Origin of the sequence: Thioalkalivibrio sp. ALE23 (assembly GCF_000378545.1) — a bacterium.
Classification (GTDB): domain Bacteria; phylum Pseudomonadota; class Gammaproteobacteria; order Ectothiorhodospirales; family Ectothiorhodospiraceae; genus Thioalkalivibrio.
Map to the genome: position 1 here is coordinate 1 of NZ_KB900031.1, position 20,329 is coordinate 20,329.

At 62.1% G+C, this 20,329-nt stretch carries 21 protein-coding genes; 4 read left to right on the forward strand and 17 right to left on the reverse strand.

The genetic code is table 11. The features are described 5' to 3' along the window. The 6 genes from F573_RS14120 to F573_RS0100025 form a co-directional block, all read right to left on the reverse strand. A partial coding sequence (locus F573_RS14120; RefSeq protein WP_019020959.1) for an AlpA family transcriptional regulator occupies positions 1-514 on the reverse strand: 514 nt, incomplete at its 3' end. 188 nt (positions 515-702) lie between these two features. Further along, positions 703-1,227, reverse strand: coding sequence for a DUF2335 domain-containing protein (locus F573_RS0100010; RefSeq protein WP_026300727.1), 525 nt, complete (start codon positions 1,225-1,227; stop codon positions 703-705). Further along, a complete protein-coding gene (locus tag F573_RS14995; RefSeq protein ID WP_155984444.1) occupies positions 1,196-1,429 on the reverse strand; it encodes a hypothetical protein in 234 nt (77 codons plus the stop codon). Before F573_RS14995 ends, F573_RS0100010 begins: the two co-directional genes overlap by 32 nt. A gap of 209 nt (positions 1,430-1,638) precedes the next feature. Further along, on the reverse strand, positions 1,639-2,040 hold the full coding sequence (locus tag F573_RS0100015; protein WP_038033135.1) for a type II toxin-antitoxin system VapC family toxin: 402 nt from the start codon (positions 2,038-2,040) through the stop codon (positions 1,639-1,641). 8 nt (positions 2,041-2,048) lie between these two features. After that, a complete protein-coding gene (gene vapB, locus F573_RS0100020) occupies positions 2,049-2,333 on the reverse strand; it encodes a type II toxin-antitoxin system VapB family antitoxin (RefSeq protein WP_369773197.1) in 285 nt (94 codons plus the stop codon). 316 nt (positions 2,334-2,649) lie between these two features. After that, positions 2,650-3,930 (reverse strand): nucleotide sugar dehydrogenase, encoded by a 1,281-nt coding sequence (locus F573_RS0100025; protein ID WP_019020962.1) that lies wholly within the window; start codon positions 3,928-3,930, stop codon positions 2,650-2,652. Positions 3,931-4,343: 413 nt separating this feature from the next. Here F573_RS0100025 and F573_RS0100035 point away from each other — a divergent pair, with 413 nt between their 5' ends. The 3 genes from F573_RS0100035 to F573_RS0100045 all read left to right on the forward strand — a co-directional run bounded on the left by F573_RS0100035 (position 4,344) and on the right by F573_RS0100045 (position 6,050). Then, complete coding sequence (locus tag F573_RS0100035) at positions 4,344-4,592, forward strand: type II toxin-antitoxin system CcdA family antitoxin (protein WP_019020963.1); 249 nt, start codon at positions 4,344-4,346, stop codon at positions 4,590-4,592. Then, complete coding sequence (locus tag F573_RS0100040) at positions 4,592-4,906, forward strand: CcdB family protein (RefSeq protein ID WP_019020964.1); 315 nt, start codon at positions 4,592-4,594, stop codon at positions 4,904-4,906. The genes F573_RS0100035 and F573_RS0100040 overlap by 1 nt, the downstream gene beginning before the upstream one ends. A gap of 169 nt (positions 4,907-5,075) precedes the next feature. Then, positions 5,076-6,050, forward strand: a complete 975-nt coding sequence (locus tag F573_RS0100045; protein WP_019020965.1) for a DUF2235 domain-containing protein — start codon at positions 5,076-5,078, stop codon at positions 6,048-6,050. 130 nt (positions 6,051-6,180) lie between these two features. Here F573_RS0100045 and F573_RS0100050 read toward each other — a convergent pair whose 3' ends face one another. Next, the gene (locus F573_RS0100050) at positions 6,181-6,732 is read right to left on the reverse strand and encodes a sugar transferase (RefSeq protein ID WP_026300729.1); all 552 of its coding nucleotides are present in this window, start codon (positions 6,730-6,732) and stop codon (positions 6,181-6,183) included. Positions 6,733-6,743: 11 nt separating this feature from the next. Beyond that, entirely contained in the window at positions 6,744-7,697 is a 954-nt protein-coding gene (locus F573_RS0100055) for an NAD-dependent epimerase/dehydratase family protein (protein ID WP_081619191.1), read from the reverse strand. Between the two features lie 313 nt (positions 7,698-8,010). Between F573_RS0100055 and F573_RS14700 the strand changes: the two genes are divergently transcribed. Further along, a protein-coding gene (locus F573_RS14700) for an IS3 family transposase (RefSeq protein WP_155986634.1) occupies positions 8,011-9,188 on the forward strand; the annotation gives its coding sequence in 2 pieces (ribosomal slippage) (positions 8,011-8,278 and positions 8,278-9,188; 1,179 coding nt in all). Positions 9,189-9,229: 41 nt separating this feature from the next. Here F573_RS14700 and F573_RS14600 read toward each other — a convergent pair. From F573_RS14600 to F573_RS0100110, 9 genes are all read right to left on the reverse strand, one after another. Beyond that, complete coding sequence (locus F573_RS14600; protein ID WP_155986635.1) at positions 9,230-9,739, reverse strand: glycosyltransferase; 510 nt, start codon at positions 9,737-9,739, stop codon at positions 9,230-9,232. Further along, the gene (gene pssD / locus F573_RS15525) at positions 9,736-10,251 is read right to left on the reverse strand and encodes a PssD/Cps14F family polysaccharide biosynthesis glycosyltransferase (protein ID WP_081619193.1); all 516 of its coding nucleotides are present in this window, start codon (positions 10,249-10,251) and stop codon (positions 9,736-9,738) included. Before pssD ends, F573_RS14600 begins: the two co-directional genes overlap by 4 nt. Before the next feature lie 265 nt (positions 10,252-10,516). Next, a complete protein-coding gene (locus tag F573_RS0100080; RefSeq protein WP_026300731.1) occupies positions 10,517-11,608 on the reverse strand; it encodes an EpsG family protein in 1,092 nt (363 codons plus the stop codon). Between the two features lie 432 nt (positions 11,609-12,040). Continuing rightward, entirely contained in the window at positions 12,041-13,006 is a 966-nt protein-coding gene (locus F573_RS0100085) for an IS5 family transposase (protein ID WP_019020973.1), read from the reverse strand. A 463-nt stretch (positions 13,007-13,469) separates the two neighbouring features. After that, positions 13,470-14,390 carry a glycosyltransferase family 2 protein gene (locus F573_RS0100090; RefSeq protein WP_026300732.1) on the reverse strand — a complete coding sequence of 307 codons (921 nt, stop codon included), beginning with the start codon at positions 14,388-14,390 and terminating at the stop codon, positions 13,470-13,472. A gap of 230 nt (positions 14,391-14,620) precedes the next feature. After that, entirely contained in the window at positions 14,621-15,895 is a 1,275-nt protein-coding gene (tviB, locus tag F573_RS0100095; protein WP_019020975.1) for a Vi polysaccharide biosynthesis UDP-N-acetylglucosamine C-6 dehydrogenase TviB, read from the reverse strand. 167 nt (positions 15,896-16,062) lie between these two features. Next, positions 16,063-17,592, reverse strand: coding sequence for a hypothetical protein (locus F573_RS0100100; RefSeq protein WP_155986636.1), 1,530 nt, complete (start codon positions 17,590-17,592; stop codon positions 16,063-16,065). 505 nt (positions 17,593-18,097) lie between these two features. Further along, positions 18,098-19,240 (reverse strand): polysaccharide pyruvyl transferase family protein, encoded by a 1,143-nt coding sequence (locus F573_RS0100105; RefSeq protein WP_019020977.1) that lies wholly within the window; start codon positions 19,238-19,240, stop codon positions 18,098-18,100. Beyond that, entirely contained in the window at positions 19,237-20,322 is a 1,086-nt protein-coding gene (locus F573_RS0100110) for a nitroreductase family protein (protein ID WP_026300733.1), read from the reverse strand. Before F573_RS0100110 ends, F573_RS0100105 begins: the two co-directional genes overlap by 4 nt. Positions 20,323-20,329 lie beyond the last annotated feature (7 nt).

The following is a 20,329-nucleotide window of genomic DNA, read 5'->3' on the forward strand; positions in this document are numbered from 1 at the left end:
GCCTCGGCCGCGAACCGCACAGCCCCATCGGCCAGAGGGCTGGCCTCCTACACCGACCGCCACCCTGCAGGAGCGGCCTCGGCCGCGAACCGCACCGGGCCCGACTACCCGGGGCTTCCCGGGCGAACCACTCCAGCACATCCGCCAGATGCCAGAGCGCCGACCGGCCCTCGTGCAAAGGCAACGGGAAACTGTCCCGGTGGGTCTGCACCAGCTTGCGCATGTTCTGCCGGGAAAAGCCGAACAGGTCGGCCACGTCGGACACCCCCACGAAATCCGGCGTCACTTCCACGAGCACCGCTGCCGGTACGGCGTTACGCACATCGCGGATCGCACTCGTCACCGCGTCGCTCGCCGACGCCGCCTCGCGCGAAAAAGAAAGCGCCAGACGCCCCTGCTGGCCCGTTCCCATCAGTGCATCATCGCACCCACCCTCGAACAGCCGGGCTTCCAGCCAGGAACGATCCCAATCGGATGGAATGGCGAATTTCAGCGTAAATTCGTAATGACTCATGATGGTTCCTCATCCCCGACAGCACCGGTACAGCCGTCTACCACACGGACCATACATATGTGCCCAGGCATGCCCGCGCGCCTGATTGACCCGCCACCCACGAGCCTCGGCATAAGCCAGCGCGGCTTCCACATCCTTGTTGGGGTGTTTTCTCCGTCCCATGGGTGTCTTTACACGCCAGGCCCGGCCTATTCAGCCGAAGGTGCATCATTCGAGCGCATTCGTTCCAGGATTCGCGGGGCCACGAACAGTGCCACCATCCCGAACAGGTCGAGGGTACCGATGATGCCGGCCGCAACGGCACTGAAAGGCGCAATCGCAACCGCCGCCGCCAAACCCGCCACCGCAATCACCAGACCGTAGCGCTGTCCCCGACGGTCCTTTGCAATGGCGCCTTCCAGACCGCGTTCCCGCATCCGATGGGCATGCGCCTGCTCATCCACGGCCATCTGCACGATTGCGCGGCGTGTGACATCGTCGAAACGATTCAGAAGATCGGGGTGCGGCAACGGCCCGCTGTACGACTCGTGGCGCGTCGCCGCCATCACCAGCTCCGGAGATTCGGCGGCAAGAAATCCCGCAAGCCGACGCTGCTCGTCCAACGACAGGGCACCGGCCTCCAGCCGGTCCACCAGTTCCTCCAATGTGCCGCCCTGGCTATCGGGCGTATCCGCCCCGTTGTCAGGCAGGCCCTCCGGTGGCCTTTCGCTCATCTTTCTTCTCCATTCCCTGGTCGGTCTGCGCGCGATTGATCCCTTCACGCAACCGTTCACCAACGTTGCCCCAATGACCGGCAACTCGTTGCTGCAACGAACCGGAAGGCATAAAGTCCGAGTAGTCATGCGCCGGCCACACTTCCATCACCGAACCGGCCGCAAGCCACACCCTACGGGCATCTCGCTTTTTCATTTCCACCTGCACCGCCTCCGTGTCTAGCCCCGCCGATACCTGCGTCTATCTTGGCTCACCACAACAGCACGCACAAATTCATGGCCCGGGAGGTCGCCCGGCTTCCGCGAGCCCGTCTGCGACGACACACAGAGCGGCCTCGGAAAACCTCGGGTAACAACGCGAGCGTGTACAGCGATCAGTGTTTCCTTAAGGGGATGCCCCCTTCCGGGGCTTCAGTGCACCCAGTCTTCGTAGCGGAGGCCTTCGATACGGCAGAACTCGCGAGTATTGTTGGTGACCAGTATGCAATCGGTCGCCATGGCGTGAGCCGCAATGGCGGCGTCATTGCCACCGATGGGCATACCCGCCGCAGCCAATCGGCTGCGAACCTCAATGGCCCTGTCGATCGCAGCGGCATCCCACGGCAGGATCCCGTCCAGGCGCTGAACGAATGCCGTAATGATTTCTCCCAGACGAGGCGAAGCCTTCTTACCGATCTGGCCATACCGCATCTCGGCATAGGTCACCGCGGAGATCACGATCCGGTGGCCCTGCTCCACCTCACTTTCAAGCCGCTTCAACACCTCCAGGGGCCGTTCACGGATGATGAACGAACAGATGCAGGTGTCGAGCATGTACTCCCTCACAGCGTGAAGCGCCCCTCGTCCTCGACAACCTCCGGCCGCTCCCGCAGGAAATCGGCATCGGCCTTGCCGACCTCGGCGAAAGAGAGCCAGTCGGGACGCGCCGGGCGCAGCGTGATCGAATCACCGTGCTTGATGATCTCCAGCTCCGTGACCCCCTGGAACTCAAGGTCCCGAGGCAGCCGCACGGCCTGATTCCTGCCATTTCGGAAGATGGATACGGTTCGCATACAAAGCCCCTCAGAAAAACGATCCTCGTGAAACGGTAGGCCAAAAGCTGACATATGTCCACATATGCCAGCTTCACAAAACCACGGGTTCCCTGCAGGAAGCCAGCCCCACGGCTGCCCCCAATACGTCAAAGCCGCGCTTCAGCGCGGCCCACCTGCTGAGTCGCCTCCCGAGGCTCAAGCCGACCCTCACCACAGGCCGGACAAACTCGCTGCTTGCTTGCGGTGGTTTGGCTCATGTCAGATTCCCTCCGCCCGTCATTCGCGGGCGAGCCCGCTCCCACAAAACCCCGGCACCCCGTAGGAGCGGGCTTGCCCGCGAATGCGGCGGCGGGTTGGCCCACCCCGCCGTTCGCGGCCAAGGCCGCTCCTACAGGCGGAGGTCGGCCGCCTCCGCCGGCAAAGCCGACTTCACGTCGAACACCACGGCATTCTCGCGCCCCAGGCGGCGCACGCCCTCGCCGCCCAACGCCACGAACTCGCGGTGGGGCACGGCCAGCACCATCGCATCGTACGCGGCGGCCTCCGGCTCGGCCTCCAGCAGGTCCAGGGCGTATTCCTCACGCGCCTCGGCAGTATCCACCCACGGGTCCCACACGTCCACCTGCGCGTTGTAGCCCTGCAGGTCCGCGATGATGTCTACCACCCGGGTGTTGCGAACATCCGGGCAGTTCTCCTTGAACGCCAGCCCCATCACCAGGATGCGCGAGCCCACCACCGGGAAGCCCTTGCGGATCATCGCCTTCACCAGGCGGTCGGCAATATGCCCGCCCATGCCGTCGTTCACGCGCCGGCCGGCCAGGATCATCTCCGGATGGTGGCCCACCGCCTGGGCCTTGTGCGTCAGGTAGTACGGGTCCACCCCGATGCAGTGCCCGCCCACCAGCCCGGGCCGGAACGGCAGGAAGTTCCACTTGGTGCCCGCCGCCGCCAGCACCGCCTCGGTATCCAGCCCCAGCCGGTCGAACAGCAGTGACAGCTCGTTCACCAGCGCAATGTTCACGTCCCGCTGGGTGTTCTCGATCACCTTGGCCGCCTCGGCCACGCGGATGCTCGGCGCGGGGTGCGTGCCCGCGCGGACGATGCGCGCGTACAGCTCGTCCACAAACCGCGCCACCTCCGGCGTGGAGCCCGAAGTCACCTTCACGATGTCGGGAATTCGATGCGCCTTGTCCCCCGGGTTCACCCGCTCCGGGCTGTAGCCCAGGAAGAACCCTTCGTTCACCGTCAGACCGGACTCCGCCGCCAGCACCGGCGCGCAGTCTTCCTCCGTCGCTCCGGGATACACCGTGGACTCGAAGATCACTACGTCGCCATCATTCAGCGCCCGCCCCACCGTACGGCTGGCCGCCAGCAGCGGGCCCAGATCCGGCCGCCGGTGCGCATCGATCGGCGTGGGCACCGTCACGATGAATACATTGCAGCCCGCCAGCGCCGCGGGGTCCGCCGTCATCTCCAGTTGCGCGGCCGCCGCCAGCTCCTCCGGCTCCACTTCCCGCGTGCGATCAACCCCCCGGTTCAGCTCCTGCACGCGCTGCGCGTCGATATCGAACCCCAGCACAGGCAGCACCCGCCCGAACTCCGCCGCCAGCGGCAGGCCCACGTAGCCAAGGCCAATTACGGCAATGCGCGCATCCTCAAGATCCTTCATATCGCCCCCAGTCCATCCCTTGCCCCGCAGCGAGCGTGCTTCCAGGCGAACCACACGGGGCCCGCACCTGACTGCTGCGCTCACCTGCACGCACACTGCCACAGCCTACCCCAACACCCCATCGGCCGGAGGGCCGGCCTCCTGCAGCGCTGGGTGACGTTCATCGACGGCGTCGAACAGATTGAACCGACCAACGACGAGGCATCCTCCATCACCGACCGGAGCGCCGCCTGAACCAGCAACTGCTCATACACCAGACTTGACCATAACTCACGCACGCGGCGTCGGATAACCGCTACATCCGAAACCCCCTTCTCCACCACCAACGCTCAAAGCGGGCGCGATTGACCAACACGGAGAGTGCGCATACAGTATGCGCATCACGTCATGACATGAAGTGACCGGGAGTCGCCATGCACCTCACGCCGTACAAGGCCGACGCCCCGCGCAAGGCCACCAACCTCACCGTCAACTCCGATCTCCTGGCGCAAGCGCGGGAACTGGGCATCAACCTCTCGGCCCTTTTCGAGCAAGCGCTGGCTCAGGGCGTGCGAGAAGCACGCCGCGATGCCTGGATCGCCGAGAACCGCCAGGCCCTGGTCGAATACAACCAGCGTGTTGCCGAGCGTGGCAGCTTCGGTGACCGCGCTCGCCGCTTCTGATGGCCCAGTTCTCGGTCCACCGCAATCCATCCGCCGATACCGCATCCTGGGCACCGTACCTGCTGGTACTCCAGAACGACCTGCTCTCGGAGCTGAGTACCGTGGTCGTCGCCCCGTTGATACACGCGGAGGCATTTGGCCGCCCCGCCCACATCCTCAACCCCGCCTTCACCATCGAAGGTCACCCGGTGGTATTGTCCACCGCCGAACTTGCCGGGGTCTCCCGGACCACGTTAGGCGAAGAAGTCCTCTCCCTCGACGGCGAACGAAACACCATCATGGCCGCCTGCGACTTCCTGTTTACGGGCATCTGAGCGAGGCCCCACGCAAGACCTTCGCGGGCAAGCCCGCTCCCACAGAACCCCCTCCCCCCGCAGGAGCCTGCTCGCAGGCGAACGATCCCGAATGCCCCGCCCCAGCCCCCAGCGCTACCCACCCTGACCTACAATCCCCTTCAATGAAACAAAACACGTGAGGCATTCCATGGAACGGAACATCGTCTTCTGCTGCGACGGCACCGCCAACCAGAAGGGCGAGGTCAACACCAACGTGGTGCACCTGATCCGGCGCATCCCCACCACCGCCCGTCAGGTCTCGGCCTACGAGCCCGGCGTGGGCACCTTCTCCCCGTTCGGCATGCGGCGCGAGAACATCATCGGCACCACCCTGGGCAAGCTGTTCGGCCACGGCCTCACCGCCAACATCGAGAACGGCTACCGCTTTCTGATGCAGCAGGTGCGGGAAGGGGATCGGGTGTACCTGTTCGGCTTCTCGCGTGGCGCGTATGCGGTGCGCGCGCTGTCCGGCATGCTGCGCAAATGCGGGCTGCTGCATCCCGGGCGGGAAGATCTCATCGCCGAGGCCTCGCGCCTGTACACCGGGCGCGACAACCAGGACGACGCCGCGAGCTTTCGCAAGCAGCACACCCGCCCCTGCCCGGTGCACTTCATCGGCGCCTGGGACACCGTCGGGTCACTCGGGTATCTCTACCGCAACCGCCGCTTCTTCGACACCCGCCTCAGCCCCGAAGTCACCCACGCCCGCCACGCCCTGGCCATCGACGAACGCCGCCCCAAGTTCGAGGCCCTGTTGTGGGATGACACCCGCGTGGAATCCGGGCAAACCCTCAAACAGCTCTGGTTCCCCGGCGCCCACGCCGACGTCGGCGGCGGCTACGAACAGCGCCAGCTCGCCGAGATCGCCCTGCAATGGATGCTCGAAGAAGCCGCCGAAGCCGGCCTGATCGTCAAAAAACCCCACGAACCCGCCATCGCCCCCGACCCCGCCGGCCCCATCCACGAACCCTGGAACACCTGGGCCGGCCGCACCCTGCGCCTGCTGCACCTCGGCGACCGCCCGCGCGACGTACCGCCCGACGCCTTTCATCCCTCCGCCAAAGCCCGCCACCAGGCCCTCGACTACCGCCCCGACCTCTTCACCCAGCACACCCCACCGTAGGAGGCCAGCCCCCTGGCCGATCGGCCCGAACCAGGCACCGGACCGGATCGGGCAGAAGGCTGCCCGCCTACACCGACCGCCACCTCCTCCAGGAGCGGCCTCGGCCGCAACCCGCCAGCGGGCAGGGACCTCAGCCCCGAATGCGATCCCCGGAGCCCTTACCCGTCGCCGTCAGAACGATAAAACGGAAATAGTCGCGCAGCGTGAGCGACTCGAGCATCTGCGCATCCACGGCGGCCAGCCGGGCCGGGTCCGACATGTCGATCCCGTTGACCTGCGCCAGCCCGGTAATCCCCGGCCGCGCCGCGAACACGCCCCGCCGATCACGCTCCTCCGTCAGCTCGGTCTGGTTGGGCAAACCCGGCCGTGGCCCCACCAGGCTCATATCGCCCTTGAGCACATTCCACAACTGCGGCAGCTCATCCAGCTTAGTCCGACGCAGGAAGTGCCCGAACCGCGTCACCGCCGAGGCCTCGGCCAGATGCGTCGCCACCGAGGCCGTATCCGGCCGCATGGTGCGAAACTTCACCAGCGTAAACGGCTCCCGATACCGTCCCACCCGCTGCTGCCGGAACAGTGGCGAGCCCGTATCCCGCCAGCCCAGCAACAGAAGCACCAGCATCACCGGCAGCGTCACCACCAGCCCCACCGCCGACAACACCATATCCAGAAATCGAATCACACCACCCTCTCTTAACGCCGCAACGGCGCCACCGCCCGCCGCAGGCCCTCGTCCACACTCACCGGCGGCTCCCAGCCGAGTGTCTCGCGCGTGTGCGAAATATCCACCTGCAGCGAATCCAGCAGCCGCCGCGCCATCTCGCCGCGCCCCACCGCGCCCGCCGCGGCACGCAACAGCACCGGCGGCACCGGCAGCAGCCGCGCGCGCCGATCCATCGCCGCCGCCACCCGGCGCAGCAGATCGGTGGTGGAAAGGTCCTCCCCGTCCCCGGCCAGGAACACCCGGTTCGCCGCCGCCGGATGCTCCAGGCAGGTCACCAGCAGATCCACCAGGTTATCCAGGCCCACCAGCGAGCGCCGGTTCCGCGTCACCGCGCCCAGCGGCAGCGGCACGCCCTTGCCTACCCAGCGCGCCATGCGCGCAAAGTTGCCACCGGCGCCCGGGCCGTACACCAGCGGCGGCCGCACCGCCACGATCTCCATCCCCGTCTCCCGCCCCAGCGCAAACAGCGCCGCCTCCGCCTCCGCCTTGGAGACACCGTAAGGGTCCTCCGGCGCCGGCGCATCCGCCGCGGAAAACACACTGCCGAGCGAAGTCTGCTCCCCATTCACCTTGATGGAGCTGACGAACACAAACCGCCGCGCACCCGCCTGCGCCGCCTGCCGCGCCAGCGCGAGCGTGCCCTCCACATTGGCGCGTCGATACTCCGCCAGCGGATCGGCCGCGTCCTCGTCCATCACATGCACGCGGGCCGCCGCATGCACCACGGCCTCCACGCCCCGCAGCGCGCCGCTCCACTCCGCTTCCGGGCCAAGCGACGGCGTTACCGCCAGCTCCGCACCCGCCGGCACCGAGCCACTGCGCCGACACCCCGCGACCGGTACCCGACGGCCGTCCTCCGCCAGCCGTTCAACCACGGCGCCGCCCACGAAGCCAGTCGCTCCAGTGATCAGGACCCCCTTCATTCCAATGCCCAAACCTGCCACCTTAACCCCAACCTCTCAGCAGTCTGCCTCTTCGACGCACCTACCGCCGCCTTCACGCCTCCGCCCCTCACTTCGTCATCCCTTCCATAGAATGCCACCCTTCCTCATGCCAGCGCACGCGCTCGACGCTACCCCAGAGCCGCCCCCTTTTTTTGCCCCCGCCGAACCGCCACCTGTGATTGGCCGCGTGCTCTGACTCTGATACGACTTTTCCAAAGAACCTGAGCTGGTCTAATTTCCGTGGACACCTCGTTAGGTGGGACGATAACCCCCTGTTACGAGGAGAACAGCCATGGCACGCAAACGCCGGAGCTTTTCAGGCGAATACAAGGAGCGCATCGCCCGCATGGTGGTCGATGACGGTCTGACGGTGCCGGCCGTCTGCCAGGATCAGGATCTTGGCGAGACGGCCGTCCGCCGCTGGGTGGATCAACTCAAGGCGGAACGCGCGGGAAAGCCGGGCGAAGGGCAACCGCTGACGGCGGAACAGCAGCGAATCCGGCAGCTCGAGGAAGAGAATCGGCGGTTGAAGGAGGATAAGGATCTGTTAAAAAAGGCCTCGGCCTTCTTCGCCCGGGAACTGAAGTGATGCATCGCTGCATCACGCGACTGCGCGAAGAAGGCTCTGTCCATCGTCTTTGTCAGCTGCTGGGCGTGAGCCGTTCCGGCTATTACGCGGCCCGGGCGCGGGCCGCACGCCCGGGTTCGCCTTGCGCCGCCGGCGTTCACCTGGAGCGCGTGTTCGCGGCCTCCGGACGTACCTACGGCAGCCGGCGCCTGGCGAAGGCCCTGCAGGCGGATGGCACCGCCGTGGGTCGGCACCGGGTGCGCACGCTGATGCGCGAGCGCGGCCTGCGGCCCGTCTGGCGGCGGCGCTTCGTGAATACCACGCAACGCGACGACCGGGCCCCGGTCGCCGAAAACCATCTCAACCGCGAGTTCACCCCGGCCGGACCGAACCAGGCGTGGGCGTCCGACATCACCTATATCCCAACCGCCACCGGCTGGAGCTACCTGGCGGTCATCCTCGACCTGTACTCGCGCAAGGTCATCGGCTGGGCCCTCGACCGGCAAATGCCGGCGAGCCTGACCTGCGAGGCCCTGCGCATGGCGCTGGAGCAACGCCAGCCGGCGCCAGGACTGCTGCTGCACTCCGACCAGGGGTGCCAATACACCAGCGCCGCCTGTCAGCATCTCCTGGCCAAAAACGAGATCCAGGCGAGCATGAGTCGCCGCGGCAACTGCTGGGACAACGCGGTGGTCGAGCGCTTCTTCCTGAGCCTCAAGACGGAACGCGTCTGGCAACACCGTTACGCGAACCATAGCGAAGCGCGACGGGATATTGCCGACTCCATCGTTCGGTTCTATAACTCCGTCCGCATCCACTCGACCCTGGGCTATCTGCCTCCCAGCGGCTACGAGCAATCAACGGCAGTCAATCCACCCAACGCGGTGTCCGAAATTACTTGACCACCACAACCGACCCCCGCAGCCCAATAACCCGGCCCCACCTAACCCCATCCGCCCGGTTTACCCAAAAACTCCGCGACATCCGCCGCTATACTCTCCCGCAACTTTCCAAACTCCGACAAATACTCCACTGGCTCGAATTCCTCCAAACGTCCTAGCACGTCTCCAACACTCATCGACTCACGCCAATACACCACCAACCCAGTCTCCTCGAACAACTCGGCGATCTCGACCTGATGGTCATCATTATGTTCGCCATAGGCCTTCAACCGGGGCATAACCGCGACTTTACACCCCGCCTTAATCGCGCCGACAATAGACCCCGTCCCTCCGTGCGTAATACAGAACTTCGACTCCCTCAAAAGCCCTTCAACCTCCTGCCTTCCGCAAAAGTCAATCACCCTAACCCAGTTGGGCACCTCCCCGACCTTCGTGCTCCCCGCCTGGACAATCATCGGCTTGTATTTCTCCAACCGCTCCCAACCCTCCGCAATCCCACCCATCAATCGACCGAATGGCATATCCTGCGTTCCCGTCAAAACCGTAATCAATATAGCTTCCCCTCGTACCTAGCGCGCTTGTAAACCTGTTTCAGCTCCGGCCATTGAACATAAAACCTATCGACTATGGGATACAATATCCTTCCAGTAAGCGACGGAGACCGAATCCGCGCAAAACTTTCTATATAGATCACCTTCGCACCGAAAAGCTTCCCAATCATACACGTCGGAACGGCCGTATGCGCACCGGTCGAAATCACCACGGCGGGCCTCAACCAAAGTAGCCGAACCGCACTGATTATAACATTCCAGCTGAACTTCCAAACAAACGAAACCGGCGCTTCCCGCCCACCATGCGGCAAAAACAGCACCAACGACTGGAGTTCCTCACCAAGGCCTGCGCTGGCCGGTGTGCGCTCCGTAACGACCACGCCCTTCGCTCCGTCGAACCCTTCTTGAAGCCGCAACAACTGCGCCAAGTGCCCCCCGGCCGACGAAACAAACATAATCTCACAACGCTTCGACATAACGACTTCCCCGACCAGTCTCGTGCGTACTCCCATACAATACGCAGACCCAACATCTGCCAACCGCCCCGAACATCCTCGCTACTCCTAATCCGGCAAACTCACGGCCACCTTGCACGTCCTCCATGGCCCTGCAGAGCCACTCAGCACCACGGCTGAAACCCTGCATCGGCTGTCGCATCCGCCTGACGCCCCTCCCACCGACGATTTCAACGTCCTCCCGTTGTTCCTGGGTCCGCCGGCAATCCCCTGCGAGGCGCTCGGCTTCTCTAAATATGGAACCGGCTTATTCGGCGCTCACTCAGTTCCAGATCGACTGATACGGTACAGCGTCATGCGCACCGATAACATAAAAATATGCCAGCAGCACAAGGTGCACCGCCGCTACACCCAACGCTACTAGCCCACGGCCGGCATTAACGAGCCGGCACACCACGATCGGCCAAAACAGAACCCCAGCTATATAAAAAAACCACCCAATCCGCCCCACAACCCAAAACTGAGAAGTTGCGACTAACACCAAAAGCCCGAAGAAAAACGCATTCCTTACAACCGTCTCCGCTTCACCAAGCCGGGCCACGCGCTGCCAGACGAATAACACCATTAGCGCTGACGCCATATACCAAGCGCTCCCCGGACTGAGGCCGAAATCCCCAAGCCTAGCAGCCACCTGCCCAGGGTAATTTGCGTATGCCGACGGCAACAGCGCCGGCGCAATCTCCAAAAATAAAAGAGCCACCTGCTTTTGAGTCGACAGAACGACTGCCGCCCCGAGCAAGCCCGCCGCCCAAACCACATGCATATTCCAACGCAGAAGCCAGTAGAATGGTAGGACAAACAGAGCGGTATAGTGAAACCCCGCCGCCAAGACGCCACCCGCAAGCCAATGCCACGGCTTCTTCCGCCATACCATTGGCAACACAAAGAAGACGATGGACACGGCGATAACTGAGCGAACCGCATTCGTCTGCATGAACGGATAGCCGATCGCGAACAGCGCCACCACACTAAGCCACGGCGCCGGGCTCAACTGAAAAACCCTGACCAAGACTGGCACGCTACTCAGCACCGCCGCGATCGCGAACACGACAACCACGCCAGCCGATCCCGCCGGTGTTGCCAGGATGTTTACTATTGAATAAAGCGGTTCATACCACCAAACAGACGCGCCATCAATGAACCGTTCATAGATCTCCACATATGACGCATAATCAGTACCAACGTCACGCCGAAACGCATGCAAAGCAATCAAGGGAGCACCAGCGATCACAGCAAGCACCGGCGCACCAAGCAAGGACGGCACTTTATGGGCCAAAGCAACCTGGCCGCAACCCGATCGTGCAGCGACACTTACCAAGAGCACCCACGCGAAAACCAGAATATATGGCGCCATATCTCACCATTCTAACGGCCTACAGGGCCGTTTTTGCCGTTAACACAGCAGCGGTTATCACACCGCCCACACGCACGAACAAGGCGGTCGTTCGAAGCTGCTGGCACCATCAACACCGAGGACCGGCACAAATACTGAAGGAGCTAAAAGACCGCGAAGGTCAAGGCGATCACGGAGCTCGCGATCGCGAAAGCGTGGAGGCCCCTTCAGATGCTTTTTCTCGTCACAAACGCCCCGGAAGGCACGTGTTGAACACGAAGGATCGGACTTCTAGGTCCGGCCCTAAGGAAACGCTGATCAATGGCCCTCCACCCGACTCCATATCCCGCCAACCCGTTTCTGGAAGGGCATTTGGGCCAGGGCGGCCTGCTGTACCCCCTGTAACCGCCGTTTTTGGCGGTTACAGGGGTGATTTCCGGTCCTGCGGACACACTACCCCTGCGGCAGGAGTCCCCATCGTCGCGCGCGGTACAGGTTCGCGAGGGCGAACAGGCTGTGCAGCTGCGCGGTGTTCTTCCTGAGACCCCGGTAGCGCACCTTGCGGTACCCGAAGAGGTTCTTCACCACATGGAACGGATGCTCGACGATCGAACGCAACTGGGCCTTCTGCCGTTCATCGGCGCGCACCTGTTCGCGAGCCGGGCCTTCCGGCATCGCGCGCACGGTGCCGCGCTTGCGCGCGATATGGGTCTCGGGGCGATGCGTGTTCAGGCGCTTCTCCGCACCGACATACCCGGCGTCGCCATGCAGGCTCTGTTCCTCGCCGTGGAGCAGCTCCGGCACCTGCGACACGTCCGAGACGTTCGCGGCTGTCCCCTTCACGGTGTGCACCAGACCCGTGACCACATCCGCTCCGACATGCGCCTTCATCCCGAAGTACCACTGGTTACCCTTCCTGGTCTGATGCATCTCCGGGTCCCGCGCCTTCTCCTGGTTCTTGGTCGATGGCGGGGCCGCAATCAGGGTGGCATCCACCACCGTGCCCTCGCGCAGCAGCAGGCCCCGCTGCTGCAGATGGGCGTTGATCCGGTCGAAGATCACCCGGGTCAGGTCGTGGCGCTCCAGCAACCGACGGAACTGCAGCAGAGTGGTGGCATCCGGGGCGTCTTCGCGGCTCAGGTCAATCCCGACAAAGCGCCGGATCGCCTGGCTGTCGTACACCGCGTCCTCGATCCCTTCATCCGACAGGTTGAAGCACTGCTGCGCCACGTACATCCGCAGCATCCGCTCCAGACCGATCGGCGGGCGGCCGCGCTTCCCCTTCGGGTAGTGCGGCTCGATCGCCTCCACCAGTGCCGCCCAGGGCGTGATCGCATCAATCTCCCCCAGAAACCGGTCGCGCCGCGTCTGCTTGCGCTTGGCGGAGTACTCGAGATCGGAAAAACTGCGCTGCGACATCGATCCTTACCTCGGGCCGGAAACCGGCTGCCATTATCCCAGAGCTGCGTACCGGGCGGGAGCGGCAGCGAATTAAATCAGCGTCTCCCTAATGGAACGGCCCCAATGCCGAGGTGCCCAGCATTGCGTTTCAACAATCTTTAGGCCCCACCGTTTGCTGACACACTGGCGCGTAGCGAGCGATACACACCGCCATTTTGGGCAAGCGAGAATGCGACTTTAACCCAACATGGATGCGGACCCACGCCTACTCACACAGTGGGACCTCCAACCCCGCAAGGCATCACACCCAGAGTTTCGTGCACTGCCCGATTGATCCGGGTGGCGGACACGAGGAGCCAGGGCTCCCCCGGCATACCTGCACGGGCGACTTGTCAAGTCCACTACAGTCTCGCCAGACAATTACTAGTCCGGCCCACCGCATAAGGATGCACCACGGGGCCATCTCACGGATATAGCATGACTACAAACGCGCGCGCTCCCGCCGGTCCTGCGCGAACCGTCGGACAAAGCAAGTGACCTCAGTCAAGGTCAAACGCCGCAGCGTCGGCCAAAGCAGGCCGCTTGAAGCGACTTCCCGAAACACCCGAAAAAACGTTCGTGGCCCTTGCAAGAACGCGCGATAAAGGTAACCGCCCGCATGCATTCGTGCCGCCACCCCGAGTGAGGCGAGTTCGGCATTAAGCCGTGCCAGCACTCGCGTTCTTTCCAATAGCGTGTCGGGGTCCTCCGCCGTTGTGAGGCCGCCCCCACGGCGAAACACCCGATAGACCCGCTCGGGAGCCACACGCACACTGCTTGCCTGTAAAGCCGACGTCACGTTAAAGGCGACATCGTTGCTCACCCAGGTTTCCTCGTACGCAACTCCGAGACGCTCCACGAACTGACGGGAGTAGACCTTTGCTACGGGGTTGACGTGCCCGAGTCTTAGTCGCTCCAGTGTTGCGTTCGAAGGCCGCTCAAGGTAGCCCATGCAAAGCGCGTTCATCCGGTCCGCGCGATTCGAGTGTGATCCGTCCACTTCCTGCACCGCGTCGGCCAGGAAATACACCAACTCGTCGTCCGTTTTAAGCACCCGGTCGAAGACCTCGAATGCGTCTGGCAGAAATTCGTCGTCCGAATCCGCGAACACTAACCAGCGGCCGACAGCGGCACGCAACCCCACGTTGCGAGCCGCACCGGCCCCTGCATTCGTACGAGTCGACAGCCAGCGGACCCGCGGCCAGCGCGTCCGGACCGCGTCCAGAGGCTCCTGCTCCGGGCTACAGTCGTCCACCACGATCACGTCAATGTCAGCGCGCTCCACCGGGACCGTCCGCAGCAACCGTTCCAGCCGAGACGGATCATTGAAATGCGGGATAATCAGTGAATATAAAGGTTCCATAGCTCTCGAGGTGCATTGCATTTCAGAGGTTTAACCGGTCCGACTCTAGGTAGAACCCGCGCCGACCACGTACGATACCAAGGGACTCGTGTACCGGCGCTCTGACCACTAGAGCTCCCCCGACCCACGGCCGTTGACAATCCACTCGGCCACGAAACAAACCCCGGCTCGGTCGCCGGGCGTGGCTCGACCACCAGCGGCAGGGGAACAGCGGACACCTGCAGGATCATCTAGAGCCTGATGTCGGCCTCGCCCCGGGGCAGCAGGTACTTGAGATCGTACAGCACGTGCGGAGCACGGCCGAACACACGGATCCCTTCCGCTCCCAGTTCGGCGAAATCACGGTGGGCTACAGCAAGCACGATCGCGTCGTAGGCGCCCGGCTCGGGATGCACTACCGGCGTGATGTTTAGCTCCCGTTCGGCCTCCCGCACACTCACCCAGGGGTCGTAGGGATCCACCGTCAATCCGTAGCTGTCGAGTTCGCGCACCACATCCACAGCCCGGCTGTTACGCAGATCCGGGGTGTTTTCTTTGAATGTGAGCCCTAGTACCAACACACGCCCGCCCTGCACGCGTGTGCCCTTGCGCATCATCGCCTTTAACAACTCGCCGGCCACGTAGGCGCCCATGCCATCGTTCAGCCGCCGCCCGGCCAGAATGATCTCGGGGTGATGACCAAGTTCCTGCGCCTTATGCGTCAGATAGTACGGATCTACGCCGATACAGTGACCGCCCACCAACCCCGGCCGAAAAGGCAGGAAGTTCCACTTGGAACCCGCCGCTTCCAGTACCTCCTCCGTGTCGATTCCCAGACGATTGAACAAGATCGCCAACTCATTTATTAGTGCAATGTTGACGTCCCGCTGTGTATTTTCAATCACCTTGGCCGCCTCCGCGACCCGGATGCTGCTGGCCCGATGAGTACCTGCGGTGATCACCTCGCGGTACAGTGCGTCAACAAAACCAGCCGCATCGGGCGTAGAGCCAGAGGTCACCTTTCGGATAGTGGTCACGCGGTGCTCCCGATCCCCCGGGTTTACTCGCTCCGGACTGTACCCGGCGAAGAAATCCTGGTTGTACGCGAGCCCAGAGACCCGCTCAACAACCGGGATACAGTCCTCTTCCGTGGCACCCGGATACACCGTAGACTCGTAGATCACCACATCGCCGGGCGAAAGTGCACGGCCGACAGTCTCACTTGCTGCGAGTAACGGTCCCAAGTCCGGGCGCCGGTTGACATCAATGGGCGTAGGCACCGTAACGATGAACACGTTGCAATCAGTAAGTTCGGCAACGTCGTCTGTCACCCTCAGGTGTTTCGCGCCGCTGAGCTCGTCATCCGGAACCTCCAAGGTGTTGTCATGCCCCGCCCGCAGCGCCGCAACCCGCTCTGCGTTCACGTCGAACCCGACCACGGGCCGGCTTGCCCCGAACGCCACCGCCAACGGCAAGCCGACATAACCCAGCCCGATAACCGCTATCCGCACATCCTGAAAATCCATCAACCAATATTCCTTTTTTCACTGAATGCTTCCGCGACGCAACAAGCTCCATACTCTCACTAACCGCCACATACCGTCCTCCACGTCACTCTTGCCGCGAGTTGAATCCCCGGCGATCGCGGAGTGCTCCCCGCCACGGACGATTGAAAAACCCCATTTCCCCGACGTTACCATTCGTGCCTGTAACCGCCGCCATAATTACGCAGCCGTTTCAACACTCGCTTGACCCCGCCCACAAAGCGGCGCGCTCTCAAATACACCACCCGAGCCAGTAAATAACGCCAAATCACGCTTCTAAAACGCTCACCCAGCCCCAACCCCGCACCAAACGTACGATTGACGGGGTATCCCGACAAATCTAAATCTGATCCGTCCAGCACGGCCTTGAAGTACTTGGGCCGGGCCCCGACTCTCCACGCGGGGGGCAAACTCATCATCATAAATAGCAAATACCGATTGTTATACGGAGAAACCTCTTCAATCGCGATGTCTTGCTCTAACGGGTACTCAGAACCCCAGTGTGGCATTCTCTGCTCCCAATAGAAAAGGCTCGCCAGATCAATACCACTATCGCGAGAATACTGGACCGCCTCCCCATGCCAATCACCGATATTCCGCTTCAACAGATCACAACCCTGGGTACCCGACAAATACGCCAATGAATCAACGGGAAGCACCTTGTTGGTTAGCTGATGACCATAGAACGCTCGAAACACCCCCGCGGCGTTACCATTCAGGTTAACCACTTTAGAATCCGAGTTGTGAAAGTGGTAGCAGATGTTACGCGTCTTGGGAAGAACCCGGGGAAACGACACATCACTTTCCAGCCTCTCAAGACAACAAGCGTCCGCCTCCGCCGGCGCAATGACATCAAAAGGAATACCCAGATCCTCAAATATCTGCCTTGGAACCACGACATCTACTGCTTCCCCCGAGCCCCACTCGGCCCGATTAAACACATAGTAGCGGATTCTCTCCTTATACTTCAGACTCAAGGCAAGCAGGATCCTGCTGTCAACGCCCGCGGTAACCGCCAACATCAGGGGCCTTTTCAGCGCCAAGCTCTGGATTGCGCCGGACACAATCGCACGGAATTGCTCCACCACCTGCTTTTTGCTCATTTCAATCGCTGGCGGGGGCTGCCGGAGGACCTCAAACCGATCCAGATCCAGGAACGTATTCGGAAGAAGAACACTGAAGCGGCCATCGTATGCTCGCAAACCAAACCATGGCCTTTCCTTCTTCAGATAGTCATCACACCCCAATAGCCCCGACACTTCTTCTTCCAGAACCGGCTCATCTCCAAAGAGGTGATAATAAAACATTTCGGACGAGGTTATGATGGCATTGCCATCAAACTCACCAAATAGCACACGCTTTAGCGAACAGGCATCGCTTATCGCGTAAAGCACACGCTGGACAGAAAAAAATATAACGTACCGACCTGTCAACCGATCGGTCCTCGCGATAACATCAGCAACAGAATTAAATCCCGCCAACCCATTTGCAATATCTTCCAAACCAGCGTCTGTATTGGAATAATCTACAGCCACCCCAATTATCAATACTGAACAATCGCAGGAGGTAGCGCATTCCGTCTCTTGACCGAGAAATACCCCATAGCCGCTCCAACTAAAATCTGCGCTTTCTATTGCTGCCTGACTCGAGCGGCAGACAAGGTACTGATTTCTAAACATTCGGAACATTCTCCTACGGGCTTCCTACCTCAACGGCTTATGCTTGACTCCGGACGCCGTCGTCGCCGTGTCTCAAGACCCGCCATTCTCAGCGGGGCGAGAGGTTGCGCTTTCCAGACCGGCGACGCGTCTCGACTGTGCACGCCAGTGAACCGCCCCGGGTTTCCCGGAGACCCGTTGGTTTGGGTCACGCTTGTTAGACCCCATCACTCTCTGACTAAACATCGCGTCTAGGGTGTGGAAGCGAGGCTCGAGCTGGCTTAAGTGGGGCCGGTTGCTCTACCGCCCGATCAGCACTGCAAGCACACGGGCCTCTGCCCAAACCAAATGGCCCAAGACAGGCCCATCGTTAACGGTCACAAACGGTCGACCTGGATCACCCCGCCAACACAAACCTCGATGCTCTATCGCCATGCGGTTGGAGCGGGCCTCGGGTTCGGCATTCAACCCGCATCTTGACCGTGATGGGACGCTACCTGCACTTATTCAGTAGGACTCAGGGTTATTAATTAAGCACGCTGATGACTCTGTCCCACATCGACTCCGATAATGCCTTGAGCCTATTGGAGTTCTCGAGCAGCTGGGCACGGATCGCTTCCTTCTCTTTGGGATCAACCAGACGGTCGATCTTCTTCGCTACTTGATCCTCTGGGTCCTCGACCGAAATCAGCCCTTCCGGGAAGCCGTAGTCAGTGAATAGTTCAGCGTATTTATGGCTCCAGCCAGTAGCCAGCGAGGGGACCCCCTGACTCAGCGCGCTTACCAATCCGTGGAAGCGGCTTCCCACCGTAGCTTGACTGGCACCGAGAATGCCCTTGATCTTGAGCGGGTCGTCTTCCGTGAGGATAGGTATGCCGCCACTCGCCTTGGAGATCTGTTCTGCGAGCCACAGATCATTGGCCCCTTCATGCACCAGAACAAAGGGCTGTGCACCGTGTTCCACCAGACGCTGAGCGCAACGCACCAAAAATGGCAGATAGGCCGCACCCTGTACGTCATCTGTTTTATCGACCATACGGTAATTCGGCACAAGGCAAACGCCATGCTGAGCCGGGTCGAAATAGTCGGGCACAATACCCTCGATGAGATTCGTGAAGTCGGGATACTTCTGGATATTCAGGCTCTCACCTGTAACGTCGGTCAGAAACTTGTACGATGTGTCATCTCGCGGCATAACTAAGTCCGCATTATCCACCACGTGGCGGATCGCCGCACGAATCCCTTTGCTAGTAAACGGGCCAAACGCCTGGGGCATGAGAACCACTTTCGTACCCTGCTTGCGCCAGCGCTTCGAGGCCTGCGCTAACTCACGTGAGCTCCGAGCCCCCCACTGGTCCGTATACAAGAAGCCGGCTGCATCGATCACTACGTCCACATCGCGATCCAGAATAACCCCATACATCTCCCGCAGCCTCCGGGGTGCCAAACCCGCGATGAGGCCCCACTCGACCCCCTTATAATAGGCGGATGCCTTTGGATACATACCCGCGTCCACCACCTTCCGAAATGGTCGCGGCGCACCTGCGCGCGTCGGCGCCATCGTAAAGATCGCATCCGGATAGGCGGCACGAAGCCGTTCCAAGATGGCATAGAGCATCAGTTCCGCGCCCTTGTTGACGAACCCGGCCTTTCGGATCTCGATAATCATTCCGGCGCACACTCCTGCGTAATCAGTGAATTCTGCTTTTTCTGCGAATAAGGGATGCCGCTCGCGGGGTCTCCATAGCCGATGGAGATCAGCATCACGACCCGCTCGTATTCCGGCAGACCGAGGATCCCCTGCAGCTTGCGCTCCGACCAGTCCACGTCGGGCCAGTTGATCGGGCAGGTGGAAAGCCCCAGTGTTTCGGCCGCGAGCATGAGCTGCATGGAGGCCAGCGAGGCATCGATATAGATCAGGTGCCGATCGCGCTCCTTGGGATATGCGGAGAGATCGCCCACCACCACGATGATGGCCGGTAGCTGCTGAGCAAAGCCGGTGGTACCCCCGGCGCATTCGGCAATTTCGGTGGCCCGATCGGGATCGTCCGCAACGATGAACCGATACGGCTGGCGATTGCACGCCGATGGCGCCAGGGCGGCCGCGTTGATCGCCTGCTGGATCAGGTCCGAGGGAACCGGCTGCTGCTTGTACCACCGCACCGAGCGACGACGGAGGAACAGCGTGGCGAGCTGGTCGAACGAAACGTCGGTCTCGGGGCAGGTGGACAGCGGATAGGGCTTGAATGTGCGGGGTTCAGCGTCGTTCGCACGGTCGCGTTCCGCTCCCTCCCCTGCATATTCCGTCCGGGCTTTGCGTATGGGCGGCGTGTCCTCCACCACGCTGAAATATTCGTCCAGAACATCCGTGGCCCAGCGAAGCTCGCCCTCCGAGTAGCCCGGCCGGGCCTTCGCACGGTTGTAGCAGCGCACGGTCTCCAGGATGAAGGCCTCGGCGAACACGTTTCTCCGGGGCTGCATGATCAGCCCCTTCTCCAGCCGATGCACATTCCGCCGCAGCAGTGGCGAGGTGTCGTCCATGCTGCGCAGCGCCCTGTGGTAGGCCGCGCGCCCCTTCAGCACCGCAAGGTGCTCACGGTCGAAGCGTCGGCTGAACAGGAAATAATAAAGGTTGGCCAGCCAGCGGTTTGCGGAAAAGATTCGAGGACTGGCCACGGCCATCGCATCGAGCGCGCGGCGCACCGTGCGCTTGGCCGGGGCCGGAAGAGCTTTACGGAGTGTGGAGATCATGGGTCGT

Bases quoted from the DNA above. Each gene is read 5' to 3' on its own strand.
- F573_RS0100010 (WP_026300727.1), bottom strand. From the start codon at position 1,227: ATGAGCGAAAGGCCACCGGAGGGCCTGCCTGACAACGGGGCGGATACG.
- F573_RS0100015 (WP_038033135.1), bottom strand. From the start codon at position 2,040: ATGCTCGACACCTGCATCTGTTCGTTCATCATCCGTGAACGGCCCCTG.
- vapB (WP_369773197.1), bottom strand. From the start codon at position 2,333: ATGTCAGCTTTTGGCCTACCGTTTCACGAGGATCGTTTTTCTGAGGGG.
- F573_RS0100025 (WP_019020962.1), bottom strand. From the start codon at position 3,930: ATGAAGGATCTTGAGGATGCGCGCATTGCCGTAATTGGCCTTGGCTAC.
- F573_RS0100035 (WP_019020963.1), top strand. From the start codon at position 4,344: ATGCACCTCACGCCGTACAAGGCCGACGCCCCGCGCAAGGCCACCAAC.
- F573_RS0100040 (WP_019020964.1), top strand. From the start codon at position 4,592: ATGGCCCAGTTCTCGGTCCACCGCAATCCATCCGCCGATACCGCATCC.
- F573_RS0100045 (WP_019020965.1), top strand. From the start codon at position 5,076: ATGGAACGGAACATCGTCTTCTGCTGCGACGGCACCGCCAACCAGAAG.
- F573_RS0100055 (WP_081619191.1), bottom strand. From the start codon at position 7,697: ATGAAGGGGGTCCTGATCACTGGAGCGACTGGCTTCGTGGGCGGCGCC.
- pssD (WP_081619193.1), bottom strand. From the start codon at position 10,251: ATGGGAGTACGCACGAGACTGGTCGGGGAAGTCGTTATGTCGAAGCGT.
- F573_RS0100080 (WP_026300731.1), bottom strand. From the start codon at position 11,608: ATGGCGCCATATATTCTGGTTTTCGCGTGGGTGCTCTTGGTAAGTGTC.
- F573_RS0100085 (WP_019020973.1), bottom strand. From the start codon at position 13,006: ATGTCGCAGCGCAGTTTTTCCGATCTCGAGTACTCCGCCAAGCGCAAG.
- F573_RS0100090 (WP_026300732.1), bottom strand. From the start codon at position 14,390: ATGGAACCTTTATATTCACTGATTATCCCGCATTTCAATGATCCGTCT.
- tviB (WP_019020975.1), bottom strand. From the start codon at position 15,895: ATGGATTTTCAGGATGTGCGGATAGCGGTTATCGGGCTGGGTTATGTC.
- F573_RS0100100 (WP_155986636.1), bottom strand. From the start codon at position 17,592: ATGTTTAGAAATCAGTACCTTGTCTGCCGCTCGAGTCAGGCAGCAATA.
- F573_RS0100105 (WP_019020977.1), bottom strand. From the start codon at position 19,240: ATGATTATCGAGATCCGAAAGGCCGGGTTCGTCAACAAGGGCGCGGAA.
- F573_RS0100110 (WP_026300733.1), bottom strand. From the start codon at position 20,322: ATGATCTCCACACTCCGTAAAGCTCTTCCGGCCCCGGCCAAGCGCACG.